Genomic DNA, 16,458 nt, shown 5'->3' on the forward strand with positions numbered 1-16,458 from the left:
CCTATTTGGCCGGTGGCGTGGGCGTGACTTGCTTCCAGTCTGCCGCGCACTCTTTGACGTAAGGATAATAGCTGTCAGAGGGCTCGCAGTAATACCAGTAGCTCTGGCCGTTATTGCCCGCACTGGCGGTGGGCGGCGTGGTTTGTGCTGGGGCGGGTGGCGTAGTGCTGCTGGCCCCGCTGCCTTGTTCTATATAGACCTGCGGCTGTGGTTGGGTGATGACCACTGGCGGTGGGTTATACACATAGGGATAAGGGTAGGCGTAAGGCGAATACGCATATGGAAAATAGGGGTAGGGCGCGCCAAAATAAACGCCGACACCCCCATGCCAACCGCCGCCATGCCAACCACCACGGCCTGGCGGGTGTGCCTGGGCGATGGTGCTGGTGAGCGCCAGTGCCGCAACCAAGCCGGTTAACCATATTTTTTTGACGTTTTTCATATTGCCTCCATTACACGCATGCTTAATTTCTCAGACCAAAATATAGATCAATGTATCCGCATGAACAGCGGCCAGTTTGTATCAGAGTGTATCGGGCACCCGCCATTTGCATGGCCTGCGCCTGATAGTGTTAGGCAGCCTGGCCGCAACTGCGGTATGCTAGTCAAGACCCCTTTGCAAAGCGATTTATCTTATGCAACAACAATCTATCCAGCAGATCAATCTTTCTTACGACCAGCAACAAGACCGTTTGCTGATGAAGGCGGCTGTGAGTGAAACGCAGGAAATCCAGGTGTGGCTAACTTACCGCATCGCGCGGCAGATGTTTAATGTGTTAAACCGTGAGGCGCATTTGCCGGTCTCGGCGTTGGCACTGGGCGAGGCTGTGCCGCTACCTGCGGTCCAGTCACCTACCGAGGCGACCCGCCAATTTGAAGCCGAGGCAGAGGCGGTGCATCAGCTGGATGACCTGGACTTTGCCACGGCCTATCAACAGCGGCCGTCGGTGGTGAGTGAACAGGCCTTATTGGTGGTTGATACGCGGTTTGTGTCGATTAACGACCAGTTAAACCATATGCAACTGGTCTGCGCCAATGGCATGAATGTGAACATGAGTTTAAATCACCCATTGGTGCTGGCGATTAGCCGCATGTTAATGGTCGCCAGCCAGGAGGCAGGCTGGGGATTGTCCGTGTTCAAGCACAAGGAACCAGAAGCCGTTTCGAGCATCGTAATGCAGGTACCCACAGAAAAACAGGTATTACATTAATGGATTACACCACCCTCGGGGACAGCGGCATTCGCGTCTCCAAAATCACGCTGGGCACCATGACCTTTGGTGACCAGAACACCCAGCAAGATGCTAACAACCAACTAGATTTTGCCTTGTCGCAAGGTATTAATTTGATTGATACCGCCGAGATGTATCCGGTGCCGCCACGGGCCGAGACGGTGACACGGACCGAGACCATTCTCGGCCACTGGATGAAAACACAAGTGCGTGACCGCTTTGTGCTGGCGAGTAAAGTCGCAGGCCCCAGACGCGGCATGCAATGGATACGTGGCGGCCCGACGGGCATGGATAGAGCCAATATCCGCCAGGCGGTGCACGACAGCCTGACGCGTTTGCAAACCGATTATCTGGATGTGCTGTATTTACATTGGCCGGAGCGAAATGTGCCGATGTTTGGCCAATATCAGTTTGACCCGCGCGCCGAGCGCGATGCCAATGATCAGCCGCTAGACTGGGTGCCGATTCAAACCCAGCTGGAGGTGCTGGCAGAGTTGATACAAGAAGGTAAAGTGCGCGCCATCGGCTTGAGCAATGAGCAACCGTGGGGCGTGATGGAGTTTTTGCGCATCGCCCGCGAGCAAGGCTTGCCGCGCATTGCCGTGTTGCAAAACTGCTATAACCTGATGAATCGCGGCATGGAGTTTGGCATGACAGAGGTGCTGTATCGTGAGCGCATCAGTTTGGCCGCCTATTCGCCGTTGGCGTTTGGGCATTTAACCGGCAAATATGTAGACGACCCGGCCACGCCTGGCCGTGTGACGCTGTTTTTGGGCTATGCCCAGCGCTACAAAAAACCGGGGGTGCCCGCTGCGGCCAAAGCCTATGCCGAGCTGGCGCGTGCGCACGGACTCACGCCGACGCAGTTGGCACTCAGTTTTGTCTATCACCGCTGGTTTGTCGGCACCACTATTATTGGCGCCACCAGCATGACGCAGTTACAGGAAAATATTGCCGCTTATCAAACGCCTTTGAGTGATGAGGTGTTGAGCGCCATCGAGCAGCAACATCTGATGATGATGAATCCGGCGCCTTGATCGGGCGTTTCGCAGAAGGGAATCCTTATGTTTGTGTTTAACAACCTGCGCAGCTTATTGCGACGCAGTTTTACTGTGTTTATGGGCACATCTCTGTTTGTGGGCATGTTTGCCGGTCAGGCGCAGGCCGCAGGCATGCAAGAGATGCAAAATGCCTTGCGCACCTGCCAATCCGAATTTGCGACCGATGCCAGTCGGCGTCTGGTTTGTTTTGATAAAGTGGCCGAGCAATATACGCCTACCCACCTGGTGCCGCCGATCTTAGCCCCTAGCCAGCAGGAGCTGGTGAAGAGTGTCGATGCCGAGACCGGCTATCTCTCGCGCAAATGGCATTTGAATAGCCAGGACGAGCTGCATTTTACCGACCTCGAAACGCATCAGCTGAATTACCTGATCACCACCTATTCAAATAATCCAAACGATGTGCCGACCTCGCCCTCGCGCCCGAATACGCAAGACCGCGACCTCGGCCATAATGACCTCCATTTTCAAATCAGCCTGAAAACGCAGTTGATGAATCTGTCGGACTGGCTGCCTAAAAACCAGTGGGTGCAAAGCGCCCGCTTGTGGGGCGCGTATACCCAGCAGTCGTTCTGGCAAGTGTATAATGAAGCGCAGTCGCGTCCGATGCGCGATCACAACTACTCGCCCGAGCTGATTTTGTCGTTGGGGTTGAACAAGCCCACCGAGCAAAGCAGTTGGCTGAATGCCATGCCGGATATGCTCAATGTGGGCCTGGTGCATGAGTCCAACGGTCGCTCGCAGCCGCTGTCACGCAGCTGGAACCGCCTCTACCTGCAAGGCGGCTGGCAGTTGAATGAGCGCTATAGTTTGCTGGTGCGGCCGTGGTGGCGCATCCCAGAAAACAAGTCGGATGACGATAATCCGAATATCAGTAAATACATGGGCTATGGCGATGCGATACTGCGCTGGGACAACGAAGCGAATACCACAGCGGCCAGCGTGACCTTGCGCAACAATATGCGCAGCGATAATAAAGGCTATGTGAAGTTTGACGTGCAATATAAACCACTTAAAACCGAAAGCGTGCGTTTTTACGCCATGCTGGCCAGTGGTTACGGCGTGTCGCTGCTTGATTACAATCAGGCGCAAACCATGTTTGGCATCGGCTTTGCGGTGGGCGAGTAGTGTGTTCGGTATTCCCTGTGGCTCAGTAAAATCATGAGCCGCTTTTAAGGATGCTGCGCAAGCATTGTGCGGGTTGTCTGCGTATAGTGATACTTAACGAGTTGGAAACAACTTAATCAACAAACACATCATCAAGGAGAAACACCATGTGGACTAAACCAGCTGCTACAGAAATGCGTTTTGGCTTTGAAGTCACTATGTACGTGATGAACAAGTAATTCAAGCGTTAACTTGCAAAACAACAAACCCGGCCTAGTGCCGGGTTTGTTGTTTTTTGCGCCTGCCTGGTGATAATCGTTAAGCAGCGCCAGTGGCCGTGCTTAAGTGGTGAGTCACTGCGGTGACCAGCACCAGCCGCGATTGCAGTGCATAATGAATCAGCGCGGTGTTGTTCGTTAGCCCCATCTTTTTGAGAATTTTAGACCTGAAGACACTGACCGAGCCTGGTGTAATGGCCAGTTCTGCGGCAATGGCATTGATCGCCTGACCTTTAATCAATTTGAAAAATACTTGTAGCTCGCGAAGCGACAGGTGGTCGTGTGGCAGGCGACGGCTGTCGGTAAGTAACGGCTTAAGCAATGCCTGATGCTGCGGTAGCACGTAGCGTTGCCCGCGCGTGATGGTGTGAATCGCCGGCATCAGTTGCGCGCTGTCTGCGCTATAGGGCAAATAGCCCGCACAACCCAGGCGCATAAAATGCAACATGCGGTCTGCGTGTTCACTGCCATTGACGATGAGAATCGGCAGCTCAGCACACGCCTGCTTGAGATCGCAAAACAGTTCGAGGCCGTTTGTTTCTGCGGCAGACACATCCAGGATGACCGCATCGTATGCATGTTGGCGCATGCTTAATTTCGCGGCGCGCACGCTGGCAACCTCTGCGGCTAAGTGCAGCCCAGGGTCATTGCGTAGCAGCGTTTTTAATGCGCAACGGCTAAGCGCATGGCCGTAAATTAACAGAATATTTTTCATGGCTGGTGGTCTATGGTCATTTATGGCCGTCCATTGTGGCTATTGTTGTGCCACTTTGCGGTTGCCTTTCACGTGCCAAATCACATTGCCGACATCATCTGCCACCAGCAAGTAACCTCTTTTATCGTGCAGCACATTGGCTGGCCGTTGTGGCACCAGGCCCTCTTGCTGCAGTGTTTCGGTCAGCAGGTCCAAGGGTGTCTTTGCACGGTTATCTGGCAAGGGGGACATTGTCTGATTGGCAGGGTCAGATTCAGCGCTCTCTGCCATTGGCGTCACCTGTTGTTCTGTCACCGCCACAGGCGTGACGTGTGTCTGCCCGGTGTGATAAGCAAACTGCAACAGCGTGTCGCTGTTGGCCATATATAGGGTATCGCCGACCAGCGCCACGCCAACAGGTAACGCGGTCTCTTGAATAAACACGTGCCGTTCGTCAGCCACGCCATCGTCATTGTTGTCGCGCAACAAGGTAATTTGGTACTGGCTCGTGGTTTGATCACCTGCGCCATGCAGGCGCTTCTGATGCATCCACTGCTTGAGACTAAAGCCAGCATTCGCCGGCTGAGGCTTGCTTTCTCCGACCAGAATATCGCCATTGGGCAAGGCGTATAGCCAGCGCGGGTGAGACAGGTGATTGGCAAATGCCACCACCTTGCTGGCTGGCATAGACATCGCTTGTTTGCCCGCTGGCCAGCGCAGAGTTTCTGCCGCTTGCGTGGTTGAAAACCAGCTTGGCTGATGGGCGACATTTTGCGCATTGGTATGTACTGCGCTTGATGCGGAGCTCGCTGGCGATTGTGAGCAACTGCTTAAGGCCAGCATACATAGCGAGGCAAGTAGCCGCTGTTGTGGTTGAGTGGGGGACATCCGTGTGTGTTGCATCAGGCCGCCTCCTAGTTGGTTAATCACATCGGCGTGTGGCAAGCACCTGGTGCATGCCGGTCACGCCCTGTTCAAACTGGATGACGCTGGCAGTCAAGGCCAGACGCCAGATTCGGTAAGTGCGTTCGCTCAGGTTGGCGGCAATCGAGGCGTGCTGTGCCTCCAGATTTTTCAGCCACTCGCGCAAGGTCATCATATAGTGCCTGCGCAAACCTTCTACGTTAAACACGTCAAACCTGGCGTTGTCCATATGCTGCAACACCTGCGCAAACGACGTTAACTCGCCTGCAGGATATCGCTGGCGGTTGATGAGTCCGCTAGCAGCCTCTTGCGGACGCGGTGCATGTTCACTCCCTGTATGTCCACCTGTTACATGTTCAGTGGTCATGACATGGCTTAAAAATAATCCACCAGGTTTCAGCGCGGCATATACCTTGGCCAAAAACGCCGGGTATTGCGCGGCCCCAATCTGTTCGGCAATGCCAATAAAAACGGCTTTGTCGTAACTGGCCAGAGCGGGCAGGCGGTCGTCCTCAGCCAGCGCTATCTTGACCAAGTGCGTCAGACCTTGTTGCTGTACTTGTCTGGTGGCATAGGCATATTGTGCTGGATTTGTTGTGATGCCATGCACAAACACACCATAGTGTTTAGCCGCCCAGCAGGCCAGTCCGCCCCAGCCGCAGGACATATCCAGCAACGTTTCCCCATGCTGCAAACGCAATTTCTGGCAGATCAGCGTCAGTTGCGTTTGCTGGGCTTGCGACAAGCTAGTGCCAGCGCCGGTGAAATACGCACAGGAGTACAACATCTGTTCATCCAGCCAGTATTGATAAAAGGCATCCGCGACTTCGTCATTCAACGGCATCGCTGATGGCGTTTGCGTGCGCGCAGTGGCCGCCGCGCGCGCCGTCGCAATGTCACGCACCTGATGTGCATGCGGGCGATCTGCCAGTGTCAGTGCCCGAAACACCAGGCCAAGTTTTTCATGTAGCGGTAAACACAAGGATTCAACATGCTCGCGCAACTGCATGGCGGCATGAAAGTCGCCATGAATCTGCAGCTCACCTGCGCAGTAGGCTTCTAGCAGTCGTTGCGGGTTACTAAACCAGACCATGTCACGCAACACCGAGGCTTGCTCCAGACAAAAGGTAAACACGGGCGCGCCATCGCCTATGGTCAATACGCGGCCATTCCACAAACGCACGGCAAACGGATCCGCAAAGCCCTGAAATAAGCGGTTAAGAATGTAACGGGCCTGGGCCATGTCATCATCACTGTTAGTGTCAGGTTGCAGTGGTGATGACATGGCTAAAGCCTGCACGGGATAAGGACTCATGACGTACTCCTACTCAAAGACTCAAGCGGTCAAAACGTTGTTTTTGAAAAAACTTATTTTTTTAAAAATGATGGTTAATCGATACCCGCCAACCTATGGTGATCAGCCTGCGCGGCTGATTAATTCCTAGGCGCGAATAAGGCGAATGATTCTCATCTGCGAGCAGTGTAGAAATGAAGCCTGCAGCCAAGTATCGGGCACTGGCTGATTGTCTTGTCAGAGGTGTCTGACACCGTCAGTGAGTCGTCCGTGAGTGAGTCATCATAGTCACGCTATCCAGCACATCGATTTTTGCCGACGATGGCGCTACGATTGCCAGGCTGGTTGAGGCGGGTGGCTGCGTTGTCCGAATCTTCCTACAGCAAATTCCGCCGTTGTGAGATGGGCGCCGGGAAGTGTTTTATACATAATGAGTGCCGACAACTCGTCAATCAAGAACACACTCAACCATTAGGAGAACGACATGAATCGCACCCTTGGCTTCGGCCTGCTGGTATTAGTTGCTGGACTCACCGCCTGTGATAAACAGGCCTCAACGACTGGCGCTGCGGGCGCCGCTGCCAGCGGCGAAACCATTAAATTCGTCAAAACGCAGGACGGCTCGCCGCTGGAAATCAAGGCTGAGTTGTTTGATACACCTGCGGCCAAAGAATTTTTAGCCACCGGTAAAAACCCTTATGTGGGTAAAGAAGATGCGATTGCCCAAGGTAAAAAAACCTTTCAGTTGTATTCTTGCACCCAGTGTCATGGCCCTGAGGCGGGTGGCCAAGTTGGCCCTGCATTGACCGGACCTAATTACAACTATGCCAAAGACGCGACGAATAAAGGCATGTTTGAAACTGTCTGGAACGGCACCAATGGCGGCATGGGGGCGAAGGGCAAAGGCCTGATGGATCCTTCAGATCCAAACAATGGCATTACCCCGGATGAGTTGCTGAAAGTGATTGCCTGGATCCGCAGTCATGGCAGCTTGACTGGTAATGAGGCCGTCGGCTCATAACACGCTGAGTGCCGATGATCGGCGCGCATGATGCGCAGGGCAGAGCGCCTAGGGGAAATCTTAGGCGTCCTGCCTGCTTTAAACTGCTTGGCGTTGCTCAAGTTTTAAGATGATGAACTCAGCAGGCCTGACCGCTGCCATGCCAATCTCAACCCGCATCAATCCTTGCCCAATGTCGGCTGCCGTCATGGTCTTTCCCAGCCCGATATTGACGAAAAAAGCATGCTCAGGCTTGCGGCCTTGTAATGCGCCTTGTCGCCATAGCATGGTTAAAAAATTTTCGATCATGGCTTGTGTGCGTACCCAGGTGTTGGCATCGTTAGGTTCAAACATCAGGGCTTGCAAGCCCTGGCTCACCGAGGCCTCTACCCAGCTAAACAAGCGCCGCACATTGATATAGCGCCATTCGTTGTCATTGCCCGCCAGAGTTCTGGACCCCCAAATCAGCGTGCCTTTACCACTGAATTTGCGCAGGATGTTGATCGATTTACCGGTGTCCGCATCCACGTTGTAAGATTCCTGTTGAGCGTTGTTGAGGTTAAATAAGGGCGCAACCACCTGATTCAGCGAGACATTGGCTGGCGCTTTCCACACGCCACGGCTCTGGTCAATGGCGGCATAGGCCCCGGCCACCGCCCCGGTTGTCGGCAAGGTGTTCAAAGCGATGTTGGCGGCATCTATCCATTGTTTTGCCTGCACATACTGCTGGTAGAGCTGTTGGTTAAGCCGTTGTAATTGTGCCTGAGAGTCGGGCGTGACAGGCGCCAGACCGGCAGCGCGGATGTCTGCAATCAGCGCCAGCATGGCAGCATCCTGCGTCAGTTGCGCAACATCGACGATGCTGCCATCACTTTTGCGGTTAAACACCAGCTGGTTAAAGTCGGTGTTTCTGGTTAGGTTAGCTAGCAACCACGGGCCGTAAGCCGCACCATATTTCAGGTGTTCATCCCCCACGTGCTGTTTAAAACGGCTGGCTTCTGCCGCAAAGTCTGTCAGCGTGTTTTTAAACCGCAGGTCAAACAATGCAAAGCGGTTTTGCACCCGAGCGCATTGCGCTAAGGCTGCCGCCTCCAGGGTGTGCGCTTCTTCGCAGCAGGCCGCCTCCGGCATCACGATCAGGGTCGGCAACGGTGCTGCTTCCAGTGCGTCCAACCCGGCGGCTAGTTGGCTGGCGTCCACCTCACCACTATAGTCCCCCACCGACATAATCACGCACTGGCTGCCGCCATTGGCAAAAAATAGCCGCACGCTGTCATAGAGGTAAAACGGCTGGTCAAGCGTGGCATCGACCACTTGCGCGGGGGCGCCCTGTGCTTGTGCCGCCAGCCACAACGTGATGCGCTGCACGGGCGGTCCGCCAAACAAGGCTTCATAATCGAGCAACGAGTACACGGTGGTTGCCACCCGCAATAATGACGCGCCTTGTTGTGTGGCCTGTTCGGTATAGCCGATAAAAGCAGGGATCGCCGTGTCTAATGCCGGCACACTGGGCGGCAATCTCGTCACTTCTTCTATATAAACGCCAGGTGTATTGAAGGTCGCCATGTGTTGCCTCCTCCCAATTGAGCGATACATTACAGTAGCCAGGGGCTGCATCTATGCTCCCCATTATAGGCGGTTAGGCAAAGCGTGGTGAGGGTTTAGGGTTGGCGCGCGTAAACGTTAAAACGCCCCATAGGAATCGCACTGATTCCTATGGGGCGCAGGCGGGTAAACGCTTATTGAGCCACGACAATGTCGTCTTTCACGGCGGTCACACCTTTCACATTTTTAGCTAATAACACCGCTTTATCGGCCTCGGCTTTGGATTTCACCACGCCGGACAATTGCACCAGACCATTGCTGTCTGTCTCTACTTTAATGTCGGTCGCACTCACTGCTTTATCCTTGGCAAACGCAGTTTTCACTTTAGCCGTGATCACAGAGTCTTCTACCTTAGTGGTTATCGAGTCACCATCCGCCGCAAAGCCAGCCATAGGCAATGTCAACGCACTCACTAACAGCAGAGATTTGATTGTGTTTTTCATGATGATTCCTTGTTGAGTTAATTTAACGAGGTTTCATTATTAAAAAAACAGCCAAAGTGATATAGACAGAGAACGCTGATAATGCCGTAGGACATGGCTGACGTGGGTTTTCCTACATGAAGGCCGCACCATTGCACCACCATCGAATCACATATGAGATACCATAGCGCTACCTTGATTTTTCACATTCACCATGCAATTACATACTCAAATCCTCGGCCAGGGCCAGCCGCTCGTGTTGCTGCACGGACTCTTCGGTTCGGCAGATAACTGGGGTGCGGTGGCCAAGCACTTTGCCCAGCACTACCAAGTGATCAGCGTCGATTTACGCAACCATGGCCGCTCGCCGCACAGCCCCACGCAGACTTATGCTGAAATGGCAGACGACTTGCACGACACGCTGACTGCGCTTGGCCTAGATCAGGTGCAACTGCTCGGCCACTCGCTGGGCGGCAAAGTCGCCATGCAGTTCGCCACGCAATATCCGGACAAAGTGAGCAAGCTGATTGTGGTCGATATGGCCATGCGCGCTTATCCTGACCGATATACGCAGTTAATGAACCACATGCTGGCCGTTGATCTCAGCCAAATGGCCTCGCGCAATGAGGTGGATAATGCTTTAAAGGATGCGATTCCTAATTTAAAGGTACGGCAGTTTTTACTCACTAACCTGGTCAAACACGACACACAGCTACAGTGGCGCATCAACCTGCCAGCGCTCAAAGCCAATTACGCGACATTGATTGCAGCGATTGACGTCGATTTTGCCCCACCGAGTTTATTTATTCGCGGCGAACGCAGTGATTATGTGCAAGACCACGACATCACCGAACTGCAACCACATTTCCCCCAGGCACAATTTGTGACCTTACCCACCGACCATTGGGTGCATGCCGAGCAGCCACAACTGTTTATACAAACAGTTGCGGATTTCCTGAACCAGATGGTGTGAGCAGGAAGCAATCAGGCCACACGCTGGTGGCCTGATCTTGTATGCTTATAAAGTCACTACTGGAAAATCAATATCTGTCTGGGCGATGTGGTTGGTGTAGTTGGTCAAGGTGTTTAACGCGACATGAGCGATCACTTCCAGAATCAAGCCGTCATCCACACCTGCTAAATGCGCTTCAATAAAGTCCTGGTCAGAAAGTACGCCGCGTTGTTGCACAATTTTGACCGCCAGTTTTAATAAACCATCTGTCTTGGCATCTACTGCCTCAGCTTTGCGTGCCGCCTGAATCGCTTCAGTGTTAAGACCTGCGCCTCTGGCAATCAGGCTATGGGCTGACAAGCAATACTGGCAATTATTGGCCTGCCCAATGGCCAGCGCCAGGGACTCTTTTTGTTCGGCGGTTAAGCGGCCTTTAGTTACACCTTCACTCAAACTCAGGTAAGCATTTAACGCGACAGGTGCCTGCGCCAAAGTTGCAATCAAGTTAGGTACTTTACCCAGTTTTGTTTTCACTGCATCCAGTGTTGTGTTCACTTCTGCGCTAGCAGTTTCGCGGTTGATAGTTTGAATACGTGCCATGATCAATCTCCTTGTTTGGTTAATGAAGACGCTTTGTGCGTTGGAGATATCATGCAATACTCATGGCTATTAAAGGTCTCGTTATGTTGATTAGGAGTATCGTTTGGATCCGTTATTGCCCTTGTTGAATCAAATCTCGCTCTCAGCCAAAGTCTTTTTTACTGGAGACCTTTGCCAGGTGGTGAATTTTGATGGATCGGACATGGTGGGCCATATTCATTTGCTGCGCGCCGGCCAACTCGATCTGATGTTCAGGGGCAAGCCGCTCGCGCGCATCGACCAGCCCAGTGTGGTATTTTTCCCTAAGCCTACCATACACGTACTCACGCCTGTGCCAGATGAGCCATGTGAGCTGGTGTGTGCCATGATTGATCTTGGTGCCAAGGTGCGCAGCCCGCTGGCGACGGCACTACCTGAGTTTGTGATTGTGCCATTGAGTGATATGCAACAAATTTCACCTACCTTGCAGCTATTGTTTCATGAAGCATTTGAGCAAGCATTAGGCAGGCAAGCTGCGCTGGACCGGTTGGCAGAGTATTTCCTGATCCAGATTTTGCGGCATGTGATTCAACATGGACAGTTACAGCAAAGCATTTTTGCCGCATTGGCAGAGCCGCGTTTGGCACTGGCAGTCAAAGCCATGCATGAAAATCCATCCCATCCGTGGACTCTGGAAACCCTGGCCGATGTCTCAGGCATGTCACGCGCCAGATTTGCTGCCAACTTCAAAGCCACGGTCGGCACCACGCCGCTGGATTACCTCACTGACTGGCGGCTCTCAATTGCGCAAAACATGATCCGGCAGGGCAAGCCGCTCAAAAGTATCGCCGCCCAAGTGGGTTACCAAAGCTCAGCCGCATTCAGCCGTGTGTTTGCAAAACGGCTGGGCACTACGCCAACGGAATGGCAATAACCATGCTGCTCAAACTTTATTTAGATATATTTCAGAATTCATACAATATTTCCAAAGCTAAAACGTCTTCACAGCATGGATATACATTTAGAAAACAATTTACGCACAACGCAGCATTATTTGGCACAGCGTGATATGACACAGCAAGACTCTGTGATTACAGATACCTTTAATAAAGAAAAAGCCAAGCTACGCAATTTCATCCGTAAGAGCGTTCCTAATGCCGGTGACGCGGATGATATTTTGCAGGATGTGTTCTATGAATTTGTTTCAGCTTACCGTTTACCAGAGCCACTGGAGCAAGTCGGTGCGTGGTTATACCGTGTCGCAAAAAATCGCATTGTTGATCGTTTTAGAAAGCAAAAGCATGAGGTTGTGCTCACACAAGACGACGATGAAGATGCGCTATGGCTGGAGGCGATTCTTTCCATAGAAACCGAAACCCCTGCGTCAATTTTCGAAAGAAAAATGCTGGTTGAACATGTGATTGCAACGCTTAACCTGTTGCCCGCTGAACAACGGCAAGTGTTTATTGCACACGAGCTAGACGGCAAGAGCTTTAAACAAATTGCCGCAGAAAGCGGGGTTGCCATCAACACCTTATTAGCCAGAAAACGGTATGCAGTGACTTTTTTACAAGAGCAACTGCACGCGTATAACTGAATATATAACTCACTGAATTCACTGGAGAAATAAATGAAAAATTGTAAAAGTAAATGTGCTGCTTTCGCTGCGTTGGCTGTTGTCGCCATTGCCGCTTTATCTTATGTGGTGATGCTATTGTGGAACCATGTCGTGGTTTCATTAGCCGATGGCATACATGTGATTGATTATTGCCACGCAGTCGGGCTGTTGATTCTCAGCAGAATCCTGTTTGGCGGGTTTAAAGGGCGCCATGGGCATCACCACAGACATTGCTGCAACGGGGCAATGACAGCAGATGAAGAAGAAAAAGTGCGTTGTGGTTTATTCAGCCGCTTTAGATCTAAAAAAGACGCTGAATAGTGACAGCCGTTTTTTCTGAGTGAAAACCGACAGCCACCTCACCCCAGCTCATGATTTTGTGGGCTGGGTCTATATATGCTGGACGGGTTTCGGCTGCATTTATAAATAGGGCTTAAATGCGTTACTGTCTTTAGTAAGTAACTGCATCAATTTGGGGTGAATAAATAACTTTTCTTTTGCCATAGGCGCTTCAACCAACACCCCAATGTCTACCAATTGCTTTAAATACACAGAGGCCGATTGCCGTTTAGCAATCCCCGCATCCACCAGACTGCTAATCCGGCAGTAAGGCAGCTCAAAAATTAAACTCACCAATTCGTGGCTATAAATTTTAGGCAGTTTCTGGCGCACAAACGCTACTGTGTGCTCATTGAGCGCCTTCAATGCTGCAATTTTGGCCGTTGTCCAAATGGCTGTTTCCTCAATCCCTTTAAGAATATACAGAATCCAGGCCTCCCAATTTTGCTCGCGCGTGACTTGTAGCAATAGCCTGTAATATTCGGATTTATGTTGAATAATATAGCGGCTTAAATACAAAATTGGCAATGTCAGCAGGCCTTCCTGAATCAAAAACAAACTATTCACAATGCGGCCTGTTCTACCGTTACCATCGGTAAATGGGTGAATAGCCTCAAACTGATAATGCGTGACCGCCATGCGAATCAAGGGGTCAATGTCTACCTGGTTATGTAAAAACTGCTCCCAATTAGCGAGCATAGTCCGCAACACATCTTCACCCACTGGCGGCGTATAAATCACTTCGCCTGTTTTATGGCTGCTTAGTGCTGTGCCAGAGACTTTGCGCACATTCATTTGCACGCCTTTAATCTGCGTACAAATTTCTTCAATCGTTCGTGTGTTTAATGGATGCTGATTCAGTGCCCGAAATCCCTCAAATAATGCGCGGCTATAACGCAAAGCCTCTTTCGTGGCAGGGTCGGCTTGATCCTCATTACGCAAGTGTTGAAAAAGCTTATCAGTCGTCGTGACAATATTCTCAATTTCAGAACTCGCCCCTGCTTCAAGCAGTGGCAAAGTATTAATCAGCACAGCTTGATTAGGGATTAACTCGGCAGCCTGTTTGAGTTCAGCCAAAGCCGCACGTGCAGTAATACACTGCTTTAATATAGCCTTAGTCTCAATATCTACTTGAGGTGGCAAGGAGGGTAAAGATAAATAAGGCTGGTCTGGCTGCCATGCTTTTAAGTTCATACGCATGCCTTTATGTTTGCAATTGTGAGTTTTATCGACAGATGTTGAGTGTATGTCGATGCTGTCGACACGTCAATATTTTATGTCGATGTTTTTAATTTTTATCGACACGTGGTGCGGATGTGTCGATATTCTTAAAAGATTTGCTCAAATACATAACTGACACTGTGTTTTGACTTGGACAGCCCGCAAGAAGCACTATTCTGAACTGAATCTAATCTGACAGATACTCTAAAAATTCGGTCACTGTCGATCAGGTATGAGTGCGTACAGTTAATTGATGGCGCAGCCAGTTTGCGTCATCTTTGCTTCACTTGGCTCGCCAAGTGGTCAATAAATGCACGCACCACTGGCGGTAGCCCGCGCCGGGTTGTGAATACAATATGCAGAATGCCCATGGTTGTTTTCCACTCTGGGAAAACTCTGACCAGCCGCCCGTTTTTTAAATCCTGGCTGCACGTATGGTCAGGCAATAAGGCGACCCCAATGCCTGCAATGGCGGCCTCTCGCACGGTTGAAAAATCCACACAACTCAATATGGGCTCGTGCCAGAGTGATTTTGTGCCTAATGCCGCATGATGAAACTGCCATTCAATCGCATGATTCTGGTCTGAGGTCGCAATGGTCGGCAGCGCTGAGAGATTGTCCAGGTTGGATTGATCAATCTTGCTAGCCAGGGCCGGTGAGGCTACCAGTATGCGCTCAGAGTGACCAAGTGTCCGCATGACTAAAGAGCCATCAGCATCCAATACGGTCCGCACCCTGATGGCGATATCGATTCTGTCTTCAATTAGATTCACGGGGTTATCGCCCGCCACCAACTGCAATCTGGCTTGAGGAAAAGCCAAGAGGAACGAGGCAAAAATGGGGCCTAGCGTTTCATATAAGCCCAGCGGGCAACTGCATCGTACCAAGCCTTTAGGCTCGCTGAGCGATTCAGACACGATGGAATCCGCCTGTTCCACATCCAGCATAATCACTTTGCAGCGCTCATAAAACGATTGCCCGATTTCTGTCACCCGAAATCGCCGGGTTGATCTCTCGATCAAGCGCACGCCCAGCCTTTCTTCTAACAGGCCAATTCGTCTGCTGATGGTGGATTTAGGGATGCGTACGCGTCTGCTGGCCGCCGCAAAACTGCCGCCACTCACCACTTCAGCAAACAGGATGTAATCATTAATATCACGCATATTGGCTCATTTTTGGAACAATTAAACTCACAAAAGCAGTCTAGTGCATTTATTGGCCCACTGGCAATATTTCATCCATGCAGTAAACGTTCATTTCATCACTTAAAGGAGAAACATCATGTCAGCAACATTTGAAAATAAAGTCGTCGTAGTCACTGGTGGTACTAGCGGCATTGGTCTCGCCACAGCTAAACACTTTGCAAAACAGGGCGCGTATGTCTATATCACTGGCCGCAGACAAGCCGAGTTAGAAGCCGCAATCAAAACCATAGGCGGCAAGGTGACAGGCGTTCAGGCCGATATGTCCAAACTGGCGGATATTGATAAGCTCTATGACGCCGTACAGCAAAACCACGCCCAAATTGACGTGATCTATGCCAATGCGGGCGGCGGTAATATGTTGCCATTGGGCGCCATCACTGAGGATCACTATGAAGATATTTTTGGCCGTAACGTCAAAGGCGTGATTTTCACCGTGCAAAAAGCACTGCCTTTACTCAAAGATAGCGCGTCCATCGTATTGACTGGCTCAACCACCAGCGTCAAAGGCACCGCTGCTTTTAGTATCTACAGTGCCTCAAAAGCAGCCATTCGCAATCTCGCACGCAGCTGGATTTTAGACCTCAAAGACCGTGGCATCCGCGTCAATGTCGTCAGCCCAGGCCCAATCAAAACCCCTGGCTTGGTAGAGTTGGCCGGTAACGACCCAGCGCAACAACAAGGCTTGCTGGATTATTTAGGCTCGCAAGTGCCGATGGGCAGAGTGGGTGATCCTGACGAAGTGGCGAAAGCCGTGGCGTTTTTATCATCACCGGATGCCAGCTTCATCAACGGCATTGAGTTATTTGTGGATGGTGGTCAGGCGCAGATTTAAGTCGCAGCAAAGCTAAAAGCCCCGCACGCAGGGCTTTTACATGGCTTAGATAAACCAGAACGGATCGTCAAACATAGCGGCCGCTCTGGTTTTTTGAT

General features: G+C 51.5%; 19 protein-coding genes. 10 read left to right on the forward strand and 9 right to left on the reverse strand.

Features of this window, described 5'->3' with window-relative positions:
• Position 1 precedes the first annotated feature (1 nt).
• Complete coding sequence (locus E6Q52_RS02760; RefSeq protein ID WP_292818107.1) at positions 2–442, reverse strand: hypothetical protein; 441 nt, start codon at positions 440–442, stop codon at positions 2–4.
• A gap of 193 nt (positions 443–635) precedes the next feature.
• On the opposite strand from E6Q52_RS02760, the gene E6Q52_RS02765 reads away from it, so the two are divergent.
• From E6Q52_RS02765 to pqqA, 4 genes are all read left to right on the forward strand, one after another.
• On the forward strand, positions 636–1,211 hold the full coding sequence (locus E6Q52_RS02765) for a hypothetical protein (RefSeq protein ID WP_292818109.1): 576 nt from the start codon (positions 636–638) through the stop codon (positions 1,209–1,211).
• Positions 1,211–2,269 carry an aldo/keto reductase gene (locus E6Q52_RS02770; RefSeq protein WP_292818111.1) on the forward strand — a complete coding sequence of 353 codons (1,059 nt, stop codon included), beginning with the start codon at positions 1,211–1,213 and terminating at the stop codon, positions 2,267–2,269. Before E6Q52_RS02765 ends, E6Q52_RS02770 begins: the two co-directional genes overlap by 1 nt.
• A gap of 27 nt (positions 2,270–2,296) precedes the next feature.
• A complete protein-coding gene (locus E6Q52_RS02775) occupies positions 2,297–3,418 on the forward strand; it encodes a phospholipase A (RefSeq protein ID WP_292818113.1) in 1,122 nt (373 codons plus the stop codon).
• Between the two features lie 146 nt (positions 3,419–3,564).
• Positions 3,565–3,636, forward strand: coding sequence for a pyrroloquinoline quinone precursor peptide PqqA (gene pqqA, locus E6Q52_RS02780; RefSeq protein ID WP_081624291.1), 72 nt, complete (start codon positions 3,565–3,567; stop codon positions 3,634–3,636).
• Positions 3,637–3,715: 79 nt separating this feature from the next.
• Here pqqA and E6Q52_RS02785 read toward each other — a convergent pair whose 3' ends face one another.
• From E6Q52_RS02785 to E6Q52_RS02795, 3 genes are read right to left on the reverse strand one after another with little or no spacing between them, the layout of a single operon-like run.
• Positions 3,716–4,390 (reverse strand): response regulator transcription factor, encoded by a 675-nt coding sequence (locus E6Q52_RS02785; RefSeq protein WP_292818115.1) that lies wholly within the window; start codon positions 4,388–4,390, stop codon positions 3,716–3,718.
• 39 nt (positions 4,391–4,429) lie between these two features.
• Entirely contained in the window at positions 4,430–5,272 is an 843-nt protein-coding gene (locus E6Q52_RS02790) for a hypothetical protein (protein WP_292818117.1), read from the reverse strand.
• 19 nt (positions 5,273–5,291) lie between these two features.
• The gene (locus E6Q52_RS02795; protein WP_292818119.1) at positions 5,292–6,608 is read right to left on the reverse strand and encodes a cyclopropane-fatty-acyl-phospholipid synthase family protein; all 1,317 of its coding nucleotides are present in this window, start codon (positions 6,606–6,608) and stop codon (positions 5,292–5,294) included.
• Between the two features lie 463 nt (positions 6,609–7,071).
• Between E6Q52_RS02795 and E6Q52_RS02800 the strand changes: the two genes are divergently transcribed.
• The gene (locus tag E6Q52_RS02800; RefSeq protein WP_292818121.1) at positions 7,072–7,608 is read left to right on the forward strand and encodes a c-type cytochrome; all 537 of its coding nucleotides are present in this window, start codon (positions 7,072–7,074) and stop codon (positions 7,606–7,608) included.
• A gap of 78 nt (positions 7,609–7,686) precedes the next feature.
• Here E6Q52_RS02800 and E6Q52_RS02805 read toward each other — a convergent pair whose 3' ends face one another.
• Positions 7,687–9,153 (reverse strand): phage tail sheath C-terminal domain-containing protein, encoded by a 1,467-nt coding sequence (locus E6Q52_RS02805; protein ID WP_292818124.1) that lies wholly within the window; start codon positions 9,151–9,153, stop codon positions 7,687–7,689.
• Positions 9,154–9,326: 173 nt separating this feature from the next.
• Positions 9,327–9,635, reverse strand: a complete 309-nt coding sequence (locus tag E6Q52_RS02810) for a BON domain-containing protein (RefSeq protein ID WP_292818127.1) — start codon at positions 9,633–9,635, stop codon at positions 9,327–9,329.
• A gap of 193 nt (positions 9,636–9,828) precedes the next feature.
• Between E6Q52_RS02810 and E6Q52_RS02815 the strand changes: the two genes are divergently transcribed.
• Entirely contained in the window at positions 9,829–10,587 is a 759-nt protein-coding gene (locus tag E6Q52_RS02815; protein ID WP_292818129.1) for an alpha/beta fold hydrolase, read from the forward strand.
• A 45-nt stretch (positions 10,588–10,632) separates the two neighbouring features.
• On the opposite strand, the gene E6Q52_RS02820 is transcribed toward E6Q52_RS02815, so the two are convergent.
• Entirely contained in the window at positions 10,633–11,166 is a 534-nt protein-coding gene (locus tag E6Q52_RS02820; protein WP_292818130.1) for a carboxymuconolactone decarboxylase family protein, read from the reverse strand.
• 103 nt (positions 11,167–11,269) lie between these two features.
• Between E6Q52_RS02820 and E6Q52_RS02825 the strand changes: the two genes are divergently transcribed.
• The 3 genes from E6Q52_RS02825 (at position 11,270) to E6Q52_RS02835 (ending at position 13,084) form a co-directional block, all read left to right on the forward strand.
• Entirely contained in the window at positions 11,270–12,079 is an 810-nt protein-coding gene (locus tag E6Q52_RS02825) for an AraC family transcriptional regulator (protein WP_292818133.1), read from the forward strand.
• 75 nt (positions 12,080–12,154) lie between these two features.
• On the forward strand, positions 12,155–12,742 hold the full coding sequence (locus E6Q52_RS02830) for a sigma-70 family RNA polymerase sigma factor (RefSeq protein WP_292818136.1): 588 nt from the start codon (positions 12,155–12,157) through the stop codon (positions 12,740–12,742).
• A gap of 33 nt (positions 12,743–12,775) precedes the next feature.
• Positions 12,776–13,084 carry a hypothetical protein gene (locus tag E6Q52_RS02835; protein ID WP_292818138.1) on the forward strand — a complete coding sequence of 103 codons (309 nt, stop codon included), beginning with the start codon at positions 12,776–12,778 and terminating at the stop codon, positions 13,082–13,084.
• A gap of 99 nt (positions 13,085–13,183) precedes the next feature.
• Here the strand turns inward: E6Q52_RS02835 and fic are convergent, their stop codons facing one another.
• Together fic and E6Q52_RS02845 are read right to left on the reverse strand one after the other, a co-directional pair.
• Complete coding sequence (fic, locus tag E6Q52_RS02840) at positions 13,184–14,296, reverse strand: protein adenylyltransferase Fic (RefSeq protein ID WP_292818141.1); 1,113 nt, start codon at positions 14,294–14,296, stop codon at positions 13,184–13,186.
• Between the two features lie 299 nt (positions 14,297–14,595).
• A complete protein-coding gene (locus E6Q52_RS02845; protein ID WP_292818144.1) occupies positions 14,596–15,486 on the reverse strand; it encodes a LysR family transcriptional regulator in 891 nt (296 codons plus the stop codon).
• A 118-nt stretch (positions 15,487–15,604) separates the two neighbouring features.
• Between E6Q52_RS02845 and E6Q52_RS02850 the strand changes: the two genes are divergently transcribed.
• Positions 15,605–16,360 (forward strand): SDR family oxidoreductase, encoded by a 756-nt coding sequence (locus tag E6Q52_RS02850; protein ID WP_292818147.1) that lies wholly within the window; start codon positions 15,605–15,607, stop codon positions 16,358–16,360.
• Positions 16,361–16,458: the final 98 nt, after the last annotated feature.

The organism is Methylophilus sp. (genome assembly GCF_008015755.1).
Taxonomy (GTDB): Bacteria; Pseudomonadota; Gammaproteobacteria; order Burkholderiales; family Methylophilaceae; genus Methylophilus.

What these genes read in the sequence shown, in the direction of transcription:
- E6Q52_RS02805 (WP_292818124.1), bottom strand. Translation starts at nt 9,153, where the DNA reads ATGGCGACCTTCAATACACCTGGCGTTTATATAGAAGAAGTGACGAGA.
- E6Q52_RS02810 (WP_292818127.1), bottom strand. Translation starts at nt 9,635, where the DNA reads ATGAAAAACACAATCAAATCTCTGCTGTTAGTGAGTGCGTTGACATTG.
- E6Q52_RS02785 (WP_292818115.1), bottom strand. Translation starts at nt 4,390, where the DNA reads ATGAAAAATATTCTGTTAATTTACGGCCATGCGCTTAGCCGTTGCGCA.
- E6Q52_RS02775 (WP_292818113.1), top strand. Translation starts at nt 2,297, where the DNA reads ATGTTTGTGTTTAACAACCTGCGCAGCTTATTGCGACGCAGTTTTACT.
- E6Q52_RS02820 (WP_292818130.1), bottom strand. Translation starts at nt 11,166, where the DNA reads ATGGCACGTATTCAAACTATCAACCGCGAAACTGCTAGCGCAGAAGTG.
- E6Q52_RS02795 (WP_292818119.1), bottom strand. Translation starts at nt 6,608, where the DNA reads ATGAGTCCTTATCCCGTGCAGGCTTTAGCCATGTCATCACCACTGCAA.
- E6Q52_RS02790 (WP_292818117.1), bottom strand. Translation starts at nt 5,272, where the DNA reads ATGCAACACACACGGATGTCCCCCACTCAACCACAACAGCGGCTACTT.
- E6Q52_RS02815 (WP_292818129.1), top strand. Translation starts at nt 9,829, where the DNA reads ATGCAATTACATACTCAAATCCTCGGCCAGGGCCAGCCGCTCGTGTTG.
- E6Q52_RS02760 (WP_292818107.1), bottom strand. Translation starts at nt 442, where the DNA reads ATGAAAAACGTCAAAAAAATATGGTTAACCGGCTTGGTTGCGGCACTG.
- E6Q52_RS02770 (WP_292818111.1), top strand. Translation starts at nt 1,211, where the DNA reads ATGGATTACACCACCCTCGGGGACAGCGGCATTCGCGTCTCCAAAATC.
- E6Q52_RS02765 (WP_292818109.1), top strand. Translation starts at nt 636, where the DNA reads ATGCAACAACAATCTATCCAGCAGATCAATCTTTCTTACGACCAGCAA.
- E6Q52_RS02845 (WP_292818144.1), bottom strand. Translation starts at nt 15,486, where the DNA reads ATGCGTGATATTAATGATTACATCCTGTTTGCTGAAGTGGTGAGTGGC.
- E6Q52_RS02835 (WP_292818138.1), top strand. Translation starts at nt 12,776, where the DNA reads ATGAAAAATTGTAAAAGTAAATGTGCTGCTTTCGCTGCGTTGGCTGTT.
- fic (WP_292818141.1), bottom strand. Translation starts at nt 14,296, where the DNA reads ATGAACTTAAAAGCATGGCAGCCAGACCAGCCTTATTTATCTTTACCC.
- E6Q52_RS02830 (WP_292818136.1), top strand. Translation starts at nt 12,155, where the DNA reads ATGGATATACATTTAGAAAACAATTTACGCACAACGCAGCATTATTTG.
- E6Q52_RS02800 (WP_292818121.1), top strand. Translation starts at nt 7,072, where the DNA reads ATGAATCGCACCCTTGGCTTCGGCCTGCTGGTATTAGTTGCTGGACTC.
- E6Q52_RS02850 (WP_292818147.1), top strand. Translation starts at nt 15,605, where the DNA reads ATGTCAGCAACATTTGAAAATAAAGTCGTCGTAGTCACTGGTGGTACT.